Below are 14428 nucleotides of genomic sequence, written 5' to 3' on the forward strand. Positions count from 1 at the left end.
ACTTAAATTAACAAAGTTTCTATAGCAGCTTTAAAATCAATTTCATTGAAAGGAATTAATTCGTACGATTTAATTATATCAATATCATTTCTAGTATCAAAATCTGCAAATATAGATGCATTATTATTTTTTGAAATTTCTTTTTCTCTTACAAATCCTCTTCCTAAGACCAAGCCTATTTTTCCGCAATCATTATAGAAATATTCTTGTAGTAGAGGAATAATCTCATTTTTAAAAGAATTTTCAAAATCTTCTTTTATAAAATAAGAATGGCCTAAAGTGTAGTTACGATCTAATAGTAATTCAACTCGTTGATTAATCTTTTCCATAATTAAAACTCGATCTTTAAAGTTCTTCTTTTGAACTATCGATGAATCTGGCATCATTTCAACAAAACAAAAACGTCTTCTTAAAGCTGTATCTAATGCTTCTACACTTCTGTCTGCAGTATTCATTGTGCCTACAATATATAAATTTGACGGAACTCCAAATTCTCTTTTAGAGTAAGGCAATTTTATTTTAAGTTCATTAGTGGCACCAAGCCTTTTGTCTTCTTCAATTAAAGTAATCAATTCACCAAAAATTGCAGAAACATTCCCTCTATTGATTTCATCAATAAAGATGGCATAATTACTACCTGGATCTGCTTCAGCTTTTAAACATAGTTTTTTAAATATTCCATCCTTAATTTCAAAACTTAGTTCTGTTTCGCCGTCTTCTAATTTAGGTTTTATTCCTTCTATAAAATCTTCGTAACTAAATGATTGATGAAATGTAACAAAATCGTAGTTTTTAATAATTATTCCTTCACTTCCATTAAAATTCTGAATCGAACTTAAAATATCAAACGCTTCAGGATAATATTGGTTTAATAACTCATTGTCTATAGTCCAATTTGATTCTTTATTTTTACTAAAATATAACGGTTCCGATCTTTCTCTTGCATTCACGTTAGGGCAATCTAGAATAGTATGTCTTTGTAATTGGCCCCAGATAGTATGTCTTACTGTTATTGATGAAGATAACTTTTCTTTGATTTTAATTACTTCATGATTATATATTTCTTTAACATTTGCAATTTTTAAATCTAATAGTGCAATACTAATTACTTGCCACCAGCTCAATTCTGAAATTAAATTTTCAAGAAATTGATCTCTTGATATAGATGATTCTTTAAGTGTAAATTTTTCAAAAAACTCATTTTGTAATTTATATGTTTTTCCAGTTCCTGGTGGACCATATAGAATTTGGTTTAACGAACTTTCAGTGTTATTATTCATAATAGAAGATGTTGTTGAATTGTTATTTGAAGATATTGAGATAATATCTGGTTCGGATATTATTGGAGTTAAATTGTCTTGTCTTGGATAAGAGTAATCTTTATAAACTTCAAATTTATTCGCTGGTATTTTATTAATTTTGTAAAAATTCTTTGCAAGAAAAACAATACTTGCGGACTTATTACCATCTACATATTGATTAAAGTCATTTTGGTACCAAGCTATTTTTTTAAATTTTGAGACCCAGTTTTTTTGCTTTAATTGATCATCATTTTGTGCAAAATCAATTATCTCAGCAACATATTGAATGTTACCGTGAACCGAATAGAATAGCTTAAAATAGCCATCGTCATTGATCTTGTTACGTAACATTTTTAATGTTTTATCTGTACCGGTTGGTGTTTTGGAATTCCATAATATGGTATAATCATCCCCATCCATATCATTTATAAGATTATCTTTCCATAAGGTATTATCAGCAGCCATTAATCCAATGACATCATCCAGCCATTCTTTTTTGATAGAATAAATAATACAAGAAAGTAAATAAGTGTAGTTTTTATTATTAACTACAGTAATTTGGTAAGAAGAAAAATATTCTTTTAAATCGGTAATGAAATTTTTAGGGTCATATTCTTTTTCAAATAATGCTTTTGAAATCATTGTTCTATGATTTTCACTTAAAATAGTAGCATTATTTGTTGGATCAAGAAGATAATTTATTGCATTTCCAATAGAACCAACAGGAACATTCTTTGGATTAAATTTGAAGGTTATTAATTTTTCAACCCAATGATTCATTCTTACATAAGCCATTGCTAAAGTTCTATTATCATCGTATTGATTGAAATAATCCTTGCTTTTTGCTTTGCTATCACAATATGAAATAATTTCAAATAATAAGTTGAGTATTTCATTGATGGTTTGCCTTTTAATAGCTAGTTTTTGCAAACCTTCATAATCAGCAGCTAATTTTTCTAAATCGGATTTGTCTTCATTATTTATGGATAGATTCATCCATTTTTGTAATGCATCTTGACCTTTTTGAAAAAAGAAATCTTGAGTATTAATTATTCTTTCAGTAAATTGATTTGTTAAATATTGTTCTATTCTATCTTTTATCATTTTTAATTAATTTTCTAATATTACTTATATATCCAACAAAGTTTCCAACATTAATCTAAATCACATATTTTCTTCCTAAGGATTAGACTAAATGTTTATTTAAAAACAAATGTCAGTATTTAGTAATTATCATCTTTACGGAAAACCATAACAAATCTTTGTTTTTTTAGGCAAGTATACTACTAAATAAAAATTAAACAGTAGGTATTAGTACTTGTTTTAATAAAAAAATAGTTCATACAAACATATTTATAGACTTTATGGTTTTCCTCTTTACACTTCCATATATAATCGATAATTTAGCACTCAATAATATCAGATTTAATTTAAAAATAATACTTGCTTAATGGCAGCCGAACACAAACAAAAATTAGAACAACAACTCTGGAATATCGCTAACACCCTTCGTGGAAAAATGGATGCCGATGATTTCAGAGACTATATATTAGGTTTTATCTTCTACAAATACTTGAGTACAAAAATGGATTTGTATGCTAACAAAAGTTTAAAACCGGATGGTCTGACTTATCAGGAAATAGAAGCGCATCCAAACGAAGCTATATTAATGCAGGAACTAAAACCTATGGCAATTGAAGCTTTGGGTTTTTTCTTAGAACCGTCTGAATTGTTTTCGGAGTTGGCTAGAAGAGGAAACGCAGGTGGAAAAAATAATTTTATTCTGGGAGATTTAGCCAAAGTACTGACGCACATTGAGCAAAGTACTATGGGCTCTGAAAGTGAAGAAGATTTTGGAAATCTATTTTCTGATTTAGATTTAACTTCTCATAAACTTGGAAAATCAGAAGCTGACAAAAACGAATTGATTGTAAAAGTTCTTGTTCATTTGGATGAAATTGATTTTGATTTAGAAAATACCGATAGCGATGTTCTCGGTGATGCTTACGAATACTTAATTGGTAAGTTTGCCAGTGGTGCCGGTAAAAAAGCAGGAGAATTTTATACTCCACAACAAGTGAGTAGTATTTTGGCACAATTGGTAACCGTTGGTAAAGACAAACTTAAAAGTGTTTATGATCCAACCTGTGGTTCCGGTTCTTTATTATTGCGCGTTGCTAAAGAAGTAAAAACTGTAAATGTTTTTTACGGACAGGAAATGAATCCTACGACCTACAATTTATGTCGTATGAACATGATTATGCACGATGTGCATTACAAACGTTTTGATATTAAAAACGAAGATACTTTAGAACGCCCGCAACATTATGATATGCGTTTTGAAGCTATTGTTGCAAATCCTCCATTTTCTGCAAATTGGAGCGCAAGTCCTTTGTTTATGAATGACGAGCGTTTCTCTGCTTATGGAAAACTTGCTCCCAGTAGTAAAGCTGATTTTGCTTTTGTACAACATATGGTGCACCAACTTGAGGATAACGGAACTATGGCGGTTGTCTTGCCTCACGGTGTTTTGTTTCGTGGCGGTGCAGAAGGGCATATTCGTGAATATCTAATAAAAGAAAAAAATTATCTGGATGCCGTAATTGGTTTACCAGCCAATATCTTTTACGGAACAAGTATACCAACGTGTATTTTGGTTTTGAAGAAAAAGAGAGAAAATCTTAATGACATTTTATTTATCGATGCTAGCCAGCATTTTGAAAAAGTAAAAACTCAAAACGTGTTACGTACGGAAGATATTGATAAAATTATTAGTACTTATCAAAATCGTATGGGAGAACCAAAATATAGTCATGTTGCTCTTTTGAGTGAAGTAACAACTAACGATTATAACCTGAACATTCCTCGTTATGTAGACACTTTTGAAGAAGAAGATGCGATAGATTTAAAAGCTATAACTGCTGAATTAAGAGAATTAGCAATTCTTGGTAAAGCGACCGATGCTACTATTGCTGAATTTTGTGCTGAATTAGGAATTGAAAGACCATTTTAATGAGCACGGTAATTTTAGATATAGAAAAGAAAAAAATACTTATTCCAAAATTGAGATTTCAAGAATTTAGAGAAGAATGGAAAAATAAGTCAATGAGAGATTTAACAAAAATTAATCAGGGACTTCAAATTCCAATTTCAGAAAGATTCTATGAAAAAACAGATGATAATTATTTTTATATAACAAATGAGTTTTTAAGAAAAGATTCTTCCAAAAGTTATTTTATTAAAAACCCTTCAGAATCTGTAATTTGTTATGAAGATGATATTTTAATGACTCGTACAGGTAATACTGGTCAAGTTGTTACTGGTGTTCATGGAGCTTTTCATAACAATTTTTTTAAGATTAAATATGATGAAACTTGTAATAAATGGTTTTTATATTTTTTCTTAACTTCTCATAAAACTCAACATGATATTCTAAAATTAGCTGGAACATCAACAATTCCAGATTTAAATCATGGTGATTTTTATAAAATAAAAATAAATATTCCAACATTTGATGAACAACAAAAAATTGCTTCTTTTTTAAGTGCAGTCGATGAAAAAACACAGCAGCTTTCTCGCAAAAAAGAATTATTAGAACAATACAAAAAAGGAGTAATGCAACAATTGTTCTCTGGTAAATTGCGATTTAAAGATGAGAATGGGGAGGATTATCCAAACTGGGAGGAGAAAAAATTGGGAGAGGTTTTTAAAATTGGAAGTGGAAAAGATTATAAGCATTTAGAAAATGGTACTATTCCTGTTTTTGGAACAGGTGGTTATATGCGATCTGTAAATAAATATCTTTATAGTGGAGAAACAGTATTTATTGGTCGAAAAGGAACAATAGATAAGCCATTTTATTTCAATGGTGAATTTTGGACTGTTGATACATTGTTTTATACTCATAGTTTTAAAAATGCTATTCCAAAATTTATTTATTGTGTATTTCAACAAATAAATTGGAAATTGCATAACGAAGCTTCAGGAGTGCCTAGTTTATCAAAATCAACCATTGAGAAATTAAAATTCAATTTTCCTTGTATAGAGGAACAGCAAAAAATCGCTAAATCCCTATCAAGTATTGATTCAAAAATAAAAAGTACTAATCAACAAATCGTGCAAACGCAAATGTTTAAAAAAGGTTTGTTACAACAGATGTTTGTCTAAAAAGTTATAAAACAATAATAAAGTAAACCTATAAGTTGATTAAATGAAAATAGTTGATATATTTGCACCAGCATTATTTTCTTTTCACTATGATGGTGAAGTTGATAATGAATATGATCGACTAATGGATAATTGGACAGATGTTAACTATCTTAGAAAATATGCAAAAAGCAATGGAATAGAAAATGTAAATCAATTTGTGAGAGAAAGGCTAAAAGATGCTGAACAAATACAAGATTTATTAGAAGAAATCATAACAAACAAACAGCCTTTAGAATTTTATTTCAGAACACTTTTCGATACAGAATCAGGTATTAAAACACTTTCTTTACAAAAAGGAAAAATTGATAAAAATGGAATTAGAATCTATGCTATTAAAATTGATAAGGACTGTTTTGTTATTACAGGAGGAGCAATAAAAATGAGTCAGACGATGCAAGGTCATCCCGATTCTAATAACGAATTAATGAAAATTAAGGATGCAAAAAATTATTTACAAGAAAACTCAGTTATTGATGAAGATTCTTTTTACGAACTTATAAACGAACAAAATGAACAATAAAGAAAAATTTTTAGCTCTGGTTTCTAAGGAAAAAACGAATACTATAGCCAAAAATAGAGACAGGATAAAAAACAGGGAAATGTTGAGAGAATCTCAAAAAATTGCTCTGAAAGTATTAGATAAGTTAGAAAAAATAAGATGGTCTCAGAAAAAATTGGCGGCTGAAATGGGAGTAAGCCCTCAACAAATTACCAAAATTGTAAAAGGACAAGAGAATCTTACCTTAGAAACTCAAATTAAGCTGCAACGTGTTTTAGATATTCCAATTTTAGCTTCGTATTACGATGATATTGTAGAGCAAAAAAGTAATTCAGAGTTAGTTATAAAAACAACTCAGCCCTACACTGCTCCAAAAAGTAAATTTATCCAGGAAGATAAAATTTTATTGAACAAAAAAGAAATTAAAATGGATTACGATATTGTTACCAATCAGTATAACTATTTTGAATTAATTGCATAATGGAAAACGAATCTGCAGGTTTTGCTTTAATTGCTATTAAAACAGAACAATTTGCTTTATTTGAAGAAAATTACTCATCAAAAAAAGAAATGAATGTTACTACTTCATTAGAATTCAAAATTAATGAAGGAGAAAAAAGAATTGGTGTTTTTGCGACTTTTACATTTGATCAAACAAAAAAAACTTTTGTTAAAACACAAGTAAGCTGTCATTTTGTAATAGATCCTAATTCCTGGAAATCATTTATTAAAGAGAATGTGATTATATTTCCTAAAAGGTTTATTGGTCATTTAACAATGTTAACAATAGGAACTGCAAGAGGTGTATTACACGCTAAAACAGAAGGTACAGAATTTAATAAATTTATTCTTCCTGTTATTAATGTCAATGAGTTAGTAGACAAAGATGCTGAATTTACAATAAGCATTTAGAAATAATTTTTCAGCAACTATTTGTATAAATGAGCCATCAATCTGAAGCAGTTTTAGAAAATAACTTAATCAAACAATTGGTTGGTTTAAAATATACATCTGTGAAAATTTCGGATGGTGATGCTTTGGTTTCTAACCTTAAAAGCCAACTCGAAGTTTTTAACGAAACTACTTTTACTGTTAAAGAATTTGATGCTATTTTAAATCATTTGTCTAAAGGCAATGTTTTTGAAAAAGCCAAAACACTAAGAGACTATTATAATTTAATCAAAGAAGACGGAACGTCATTTTATGTTCGTTTTTTCAATACCGAAGATAATAGCCAAAATCTATTTCAGGTTACCAACCAAATAAGTTTGGAAGGAAGTTACAAAAATCGTTTTGATGTAACGCTTTTAGTAAACGGTTTGCCTTTGGTTCAAATAGAAATCAAACGCTCCGGCATTGAAATCAAAGAAGCTTTCAATCAAATCAATCGCTACCAAATGCATTCTTTTTGGAGCAATCACGGTTTGTTTCAATACGTACAAATGTTTGTTATTAGCAATGGTGTAAATACCAAATATTTGGCGAATAACAAATTGCAATCTGTTAAGCAAACTTTCTTTTGGGCAGATTCCAAAAATAAAAATATCACCGATATAACGGCGTTTGCTGCTAACTTTTTAAACCGTGATCATTTAGGTAAAATGATATCTCATTATATCGTGATAAACGAGACTCACAAAGTAATGATGATATTGCGACCTTACCAATTTTTTGCCACAGAAGCGATTATCCATCAAGTCAAAAACTCTAATGATAATGCCTATATCTGGCATACAACAGGTTCCGGTAAAACGTTGACATCTTTTAAAGCAAGCCAAATTTTGATGGAATTGCCAGATGTTTACAAAGTCGTTTTTGTAGTGGACAGAAAAGATCTGGATTATCAAACGATGAACGAATTCAATGCTTTCAAAAAAGACAGTGTTGATGTTACAGATAATACGCAATCTTTAATTAGGCAATTAACGGATAATACAAAATTGGTTTTAACCACCATTCAGAAATTGAACAATGCGGTTTCGGAACGATTTAAAGGTAATATTGAACCTTTACGATATAAGAAAATTGTTTTTATTTTTGATGAATGTCATCGATCTCAGTTTGGTGAAACGCATGAACGTATTACAAAATTCTTCGAGAAAAGTCAGTTAATCGGCTTTACAGGAACGCCCATATTTGCAGAAAACGCTTCTAAAAATGATTTAGGAAAACGAACCACCAAAGATTTGTTTGGTAACTGTTTGCATAAATACGTGATTACAGATGCTATTAGGGATCAAAATGTGTTACGTTTTGGAATCGAATATGTGGGGAAATATAAAAACAAAAGCAATACTTTTATTGATATTGAAGTTGAGGATATTGATAAACAAGAAGTTTTAGATTCTCACAAAAGAATAGATAAAATCGTTGATTATATCATTGCTTATCACAATCAAAAAACCTTTAACAGAGATTATTCAGCACTTTTAGCAGTAAGCAGTATTAATAATGTGATTCAGTATTATGATCTTTTTCAGCAAAAGAAACAAGCGGGAGAACACGATTTGCGTATTGCTACTATTTTTACATACGGCACAAATGAAGATTCAGACGAAGCTCAGGATTTTCTTCCTGCTGATGAAGTAGATTTTGATGTTTTGGCAGAACCAAGAACTCTTTATGAATCTAGTCATACAAGAGATAAACTTGAAAAATACATCGGACATTATAACGCGATGTTTGGTACGAGTTTTACAAACAAAGACAACTCTTCGTTTGAAAAATATTTTCAAAATATAAGTAAACGATTAAAAAATCGTGAAAAGGAAAATTTCAACAATGAGCAAGATCGTTTAGATATTGTGATTGTTGTCAATATGATGCTAACTGGTTTTGATGCTAAAAAAGTGAATACACTTTATGTAGATAAAAGTCTAAAACAACATGGCTTAATACAAGCTTATTCAAGAACAAATAGAATTCTAGGAGAACAAAAATCACAAGGAAATATTCTATCATTCAGAAATCTTAAAAAAGCGACTGATGATGCCATTACTTTATTTTCAAATGAAGAGGCAATCGAAGTTGTTACAATGCCAGATTATGAAAAGATAGCGGAGAAATTAGATGAAGCATTAAAACTCTTACGAGAGATAACGCCAACTTACCAAAGTGTAGATAATTTAGAAAGCGAAGAAGACGAAGCAAAATTTGTACAAGCTTTTAGAAAGTTGATGCGAGCAATGAATGTCCTACAATCCTACACTGATTTTGATTGGGAAGATTTACCAATTGATGAGCAGGAATTTGAAGACTACAAAAGCAAGTATCTGGATTTATATGAAAAAGTAAAACAAGACAATAAAAAACAAAAAACTTCTATACTTGATGATATTGATTTTGAATTAGAATTAATTCACAGAGATCAAATTAATGTCGCTTATATTCTGAAATTATTAGCACAATTAAAAGGAGCTAAAACTCCTAGTACGGCCGCTACTCAAAGAAAAATCATTATAGATTTATTGGGTGGTGATATTCAATTGAGAAGTAAAAGAGAATTAATTCAGAAATTCATTGATGAAAATATGCCACAGATAAAAGACGGCGATTCTATTGAAGATGAATTTGAAAAATTCTGGCAAGATCAAAAAGTTTTAGCATTAGGAAAACTATGCGAAGAAGAACATTTAGACAAAGCGCAATTTAAAGCTTTAATTGACGCATATATTTACAGCGGTCGTGAACCTATAAAGGATGAAGTTTTTCAATGTTTGGATAATAGACCAAGTATCCTGCAAGCGCGAGTTATTGGTGATCGAATTATTACCAAAATGAAGGAGTTTGTGGAGGTTTATGTAAAAGGAATGATGGCTTAAAAAAACGAGACCATTTCTTCTTAAAAAGAAACAGTCCCGTTTTCAATCAACTTAAAAAAAGAGAAATAAATTATCCGTGAGCGGCTACAGACACGTCAGACCATTCTTCCCACGTTTTTAGTTTTTGTTCATAAGTTTGTTTTGCGAATGGTAAAGCTACTTTTCCTAAGAATAGGCGTAGAGGAGGGTTTTCTGCTTCAACCAATTTAATGATGGCTGGTACAGTAGCGCTTGTTTTTCCGAAAGTATCAGGATCATGTCCTTCTGCAATTGCTTTTCTGATTCCATCATAAGCGTCGATGCTTTCACTATTGAATCCGTTACCCCAAATGTCTGTGAAATAACCGTTTGGCTCCACCAAAGTAACATTAATTCCGAATTGTTTTACTTCTGTAGCTAAAGTTTCAGTAAGACCTTCTACCGCAAATTTTGAAGCGTTGTAAAGTCCTAAATTTGGTAAAGTTGCGATTCCTAAAATAGAAGAAACCTGAATAATATGACCGCTTTTTTGGTTTCTCATAATTGGTAAAACCGCTTGTGTTAACCAAAGAGTTCCAAAGAAATTAGTTTCAAATTGTGCTCTCGCTTCTTTTTCGCTCGCTTCTTCAACTGCTCCGTTTAAAGCATAACCTGCATTGTTGATCAGGATATCAATTTTTCCGAAATGTTGTTGTATTTTTTCTACCACTGCAATTGATTCTTCGCGATTGTTTACGTCTAATTTTAGTGGTAAAATGGCATCGCCATATTTTGCTTTTAAATCGTTTAGTGTATCAATATTTCTGGCTGTTGCAGCTACCTGATATCCTTTTTCTAAAAATGCTTCTGTCCAGGCTTTTCCGAATCCTTTTGACGCTCCTGAAATTAAAATTGTTTTTGACATGTTTTCTACTTTTTAATTGTTAATTGTGAATGTTGTTTAATCGTTTATTTGTTTTAAATATGACCTTTCGGTCATTTTTTTGATAAAAAAAATTAGAGAGTGTTTTCCTCTATTAAATTTTTTAGGGTTTTGGTAATGATTTTCATCTTGTCGTTATTGCCGGACATTCTGGAGATTAAGTGACCGCCTTCCATCATCGCAAACATAACTACTGCAAATTCTTCGGCATTCCAGTCAGGTTTAAACTCTCCGTTGACGATTCCTTTATTGACACTTCCGGCCAACAATTGTTGATTAGCATTACAACCTCTATTTATTTTCTCTTTTACAATAGGGTTGGTGTCATCTGCTTCTGTTCCAAAATTCAATAACGGACAACCTCCTGTTAAAGGCGGATTTACAGCATTACTGAAGAAATCGATATAAGTAAATAATTCGCCTTTTGCCGTTTTGCTTTTACTGATTTCAGAAACAAGTTTGTCGCCTAATATTTTCATATTATGATCAACCGCTGCGCAAGCCAGGACATCTTTATTTTCAAAATGAACGTACATGCTTCCTTTAGACAATTTGGTAGCTTCCATAATATCACTCATAGCCGTTGCAGCAATCCCTTTTGTATTAAAAATCGGAGCTGCTTTTTCTATGATGAATTGTCTGGTTTCTTCTCCCTTTGTCATGATAGTTTCTATTTAACACTGCAAATATATGACCGATTGGTCATATATGCAAATTTATTTTGATTTATTTTTGGGAGGTGTTGTTTTTAACACACAAAAGCATGGATTTATGCACTAAGAATGAAACATGGACAACGGTTTAAACCGTTGGAAAGCAATAAAAGTTCACGATCGGCATCCCGTGGTTGAAACCACGGGCTATAATTAATTATTGTAGAACCAAATTTGGATTAATGATCAGACAAAATTATATTCGTTTTGGGCTTCTTTGATTTATTCATTACCAGTAATAATAGAGGCAAAGTAACTGCGAAAAATAATCCTACCAGAAAAAAAGCATCGCGATAACTTAACAGCGAAGACTGTTTGGTTACAATATTTTCCATGAGTTTAAGCGCTTTTGCTCTCGCTTCGTTATAAGCAAAACCTCTGTGCTGAAAATAATTGATATAAGCATTAATTCGGTCCATTGCTTTTACATTATCCAAAGTAACATTCGAAATCAATACATTTCTGTGTGCCGCAAATCGATGTGCGATGTAAGTATTGATGATCGACACACCAAAAGATCCGCCCAATTGTCGCATCATATTGTTTAAAGCCGCGCCTTGTCCAACATCTTTATCATCAAGAGATGAAACAGCTAGCATAGTAAGCGGAACCGTTAAAAGAGCCAGTCCAAGCGCTCTGAAAATAAGTGCTGTAGAAACTTCTAAGGCGCTGGTATCTAATGATATTTGAGACATTCTCCAATTAAAATAAATAAACAATAGAAATCCGGATGCTATAATAATAACCGGAGAAACGCCTTTTTGCAATAAAGTACCACATAGTTTTAAAGCTACTAAAGCAAATAATGCCCCAGGAAGCAAGAGTAAACCAGTCTGATAAGGCGAAAAACTCAAAAGGCGTTGTGCCACAACCGGACTTATATAAATAGAAATAAACATGCCGAATCCGGTAACAAAGGTTAAAATTGCCGCTATACTCAGCGATTTACTTTTAAGCACGCGAAGATTTACAACAGGTTTATCGATTTTTAATTCCCAATAAATAAAAGCAAGCAATGTTATGGTTGCAATAACAGTTAATACTACAATATATCGGGTTTCGAACCAATCTTCGACTTCGCCTCTTTCTAAAACAGTTTGCAGTGCACCAACTCCAATCGCCAATAGAGCAATTCCTGTCCAGTCTACTTTTGTAATTTCGGGCTTTACGGGTGGTTCTTTCAATAGAAAATAACAGGAAATAGCGACCATGATTCCAATCGGAATATTAATTAAAAAGATCCAGGGCCAATCGTAGTTTTCAGTAATATATCCGCCAAGAGTTGGTCCGATCGTTGGTCCAATAAAAATTCCGGCTCCAAATAAAGCGCCCGCAGTTGATTGTTTATCTTTTGGAAAAAGCTCAAATACAATAACCTGTGATATTGACAACAAAGCGCCACCGCCAATTCCCTGCAAGAATCTAAAAAAGACCAACATCCAGATATTAGATGCATGTCCGCACATAAAAGAACAGAAAGTAAACAAGATTATAGAACCAATATAATAATTGCGTCGCCCGAGATTGGCACTCAAAAAACTTGTTATCGGAATAATGATAACATTGGCAATCGCATAAGCGGTAATAACCCAGGAAGTATCCTCGAGCGTTGCGCCAAGGTTTCCGCTCATGTGAGAAAGCGCTACATTGACAATAGAAATATCAATAAGTTCCATAATCGCGGCCAAAATGACCGTGATTATTAAAAGTTTGCGTTGTAAAGGATTCATAATATTTTATTATACCGATTGGTATATTTTTAATTAAAAAAATAGCGAAATTGAAATTTTATAACTGCTGCTTTACAACATTAGTTTTAAAGAGGTTCGAGTATGCTGTAGCAATTAATCTCGTTTGGGCTTCATTCCAAATTTCGCATTGTGCGTTTACAAATTGTCTTCCTTTTTTAATGATCGATGTTCTTGCCAAAATAATATCGCCAACTTTAGCCGGAGCAAAATAATCAACATTGAGATTTATCGTTGTATAGAAATTTTCTTCATTCAATGAAAACATCGTTGCGCCAATACAATCATCAGCAATTGCTGCAATAACACCTCCATGAAGTGATTTAACAGGATTTGACATTTCTTCTCTAACTAAATATTGAAAGGTGACACTTCCATCTTCGGCCGCTAATACTATTGGTCGCATCCAAAGCATAAAAGGCGATGGAGAAGCAGTAAACTCTCTGTCAATATGATCTTGTAATACTTGTAATCTTGTTTTTATTTCCATTTTATATTTTGTTTCAGGTTTAAAGTTTCAGGTTGATGCCGTTTTATAATTAACAATTGATAATTAAATAATACCGTTTGGTATATTTTTATTTGTAAAAAAAGCAATATAATTTACTATTGCTTATTCTAAGTCTTCTATAATTTTATTTACGGAAAGCATTACACTCGACAAAACTTTTAAATCTGCGGTTAACTTGCTCATCATAACAGATCCTTCAATTAAAGCGATTATAGTTAATGCTGTTCGTTCTGTATCAATTGATTTTGCTTTAAATTCTCCGGCAAGAATTCCCTGATCGATAAAGTACATTATTTTTTCCTTCCAATAATTAAGCGTTCTTTCGGCATTCTTCTTTAATATTGGATGTGTATCATCAGATTCAGTTGCGGTATTCAAAATTGGACAGCCGCCTTTCGTAACTTTCAAATTAGCGTATTCAGAATAGAGTCGGGGATAAACCAATAATTTGTCTTTATAAGTAGTCTGTATGTCGATTTCTCTTGAAAAAGCATCCTGCAGTTTCTTTACATTAAACTTAAAAGCAGCAATTGCAACCTCATCTTTATTTTCAAAATTGCCATAAATACTTCCTTTTGTAAGTCCGGTTGCATCTGTAATATCGCTCATAGAAGTACCGCTGTAACCTTTCATATTAAAGATTGGCGCAGTTTGTTCTATAATAAATTGCTTTGTTCTTTCTGCCTTGCTCATGATCGCAAATGATTTAAGACTGCAAATATATA

Annotated in this window: 12 protein-coding genes; 6 read left to right on the forward strand and 6 right to left on the reverse strand. The window is 31.5% G+C overall.

Translation table 11 applies throughout. From position 1 onward, the window contains the following. Positions 1-2: 2 nt before the first annotated feature. Positions 3-2405, reverse strand: a complete 2403-nt coding sequence (locus GKZ86_RS04775) for an McrB family protein (protein WP_154781970.1) — start codon at positions 2403-2405, stop codon at positions 3-5. 346 nt (positions 2406-2751) lie between these two features. Here GKZ86_RS04775 and GKZ86_RS04780 point away from each other — a divergent pair, with 346 nt between their 5' ends. From GKZ86_RS04780 to GKZ86_RS04805, 6 genes are read left to right on the forward strand one after another with little or no spacing between them, the layout of a single operon-like run. After that, on the forward strand, positions 2752-4314 hold the full coding sequence (locus GKZ86_RS04780) for a type I restriction-modification system subunit M (RefSeq protein ID WP_154781971.1): 1563 nt from the start codon (positions 2752-2754) through the stop codon (positions 4312-4314). Then, entirely contained in the window at positions 4314-5468 is a 1155-nt protein-coding gene (locus GKZ86_RS04785) for a restriction endonuclease subunit S (protein ID WP_154781972.1), read from the forward strand. Before GKZ86_RS04780 ends, GKZ86_RS04785 begins: the two co-directional genes overlap by 1 nt. Positions 5469-5511: 43 nt before the next feature. Beyond that, positions 5512-6030, forward strand: coding sequence for an ACP phosphodiesterase (locus GKZ86_RS04790; RefSeq protein ID WP_154781973.1), 519 nt, complete (start codon positions 5512-5514; stop codon positions 6028-6030). After that, entirely contained in the window at positions 6020-6490 is a 471-nt protein-coding gene (locus tag GKZ86_RS04795) for a helix-turn-helix domain-containing protein (RefSeq protein ID WP_154781974.1), read from the forward strand. The genes GKZ86_RS04790 and GKZ86_RS04795 overlap by 11 nt, the downstream gene beginning before the upstream one ends. Next, on the forward strand, positions 6490-6921 hold the full coding sequence (locus GKZ86_RS04800) for a hypothetical protein (RefSeq protein WP_154781975.1): 432 nt from the start codon (positions 6490-6492) through the stop codon (positions 6919-6921). Before GKZ86_RS04795 ends, GKZ86_RS04800 begins: the two co-directional genes overlap by 1 nt. Before the next feature lie 29 nt (positions 6922-6950). Beyond that, positions 6951-9830 (forward strand): type I restriction endonuclease subunit R, encoded by a 2880-nt coding sequence (locus GKZ86_RS04805; protein WP_154781976.1) that lies wholly within the window; start codon positions 6951-6953, stop codon positions 9828-9830. Between the two features lie 70 nt (positions 9831-9900). On the opposite strand, the gene GKZ86_RS04810 is transcribed toward GKZ86_RS04805, so the two are convergent. From GKZ86_RS04810 to GKZ86_RS04830, 5 genes are all read right to left on the reverse strand, one after another. Continuing rightward, the gene (locus tag GKZ86_RS04810; RefSeq protein ID WP_154781977.1) at positions 9901-10713 is read right to left on the reverse strand and encodes an SDR family NAD(P)-dependent oxidoreductase; all 813 of its coding nucleotides are present in this window, start codon (positions 10711-10713) and stop codon (positions 9901-9903) included. Between the two features lie 92 nt (positions 10714-10805). Then, on the reverse strand, positions 10806-11393 hold the full coding sequence (locus GKZ86_RS04815) for a TetR/AcrR family transcriptional regulator (RefSeq protein ID WP_154781978.1): 588 nt from the start codon (positions 11391-11393) through the stop codon (positions 10806-10808). A 230-nt stretch (positions 11394-11623) separates the two neighbouring features. Continuing rightward, on the reverse strand, positions 11624-13174 hold the full coding sequence (locus tag GKZ86_RS04820; protein ID WP_154781979.1) for a DHA2 family efflux MFS transporter permease subunit: 1551 nt from the start codon (positions 13172-13174) through the stop codon (positions 11624-11626). 58 nt (positions 13175-13232) lie between these two features. Beyond that, the gene (locus GKZ86_RS04825) at positions 13233-13682 is read right to left on the reverse strand and encodes a PaaI family thioesterase (RefSeq protein WP_154781980.1); all 450 of its coding nucleotides are present in this window, start codon (positions 13680-13682) and stop codon (positions 13233-13235) included. A 123-nt stretch (positions 13683-13805) separates the two neighbouring features. After that, complete coding sequence (locus GKZ86_RS04830; protein WP_154781981.1) at positions 13806-14396, reverse strand: TetR/AcrR family transcriptional regulator; 591 nt, start codon at positions 14394-14396, stop codon at positions 13806-13808. Positions 14397-14428 lie beyond the last annotated feature (32 nt).

The organism is Flavobacterium sp. LC2016-13 (genome assembly GCF_009707955.1).
Lineage (GTDB): Bacteria > Bacteroidota > Bacteroidia > Flavobacteriales > Flavobacteriaceae > Flavobacterium.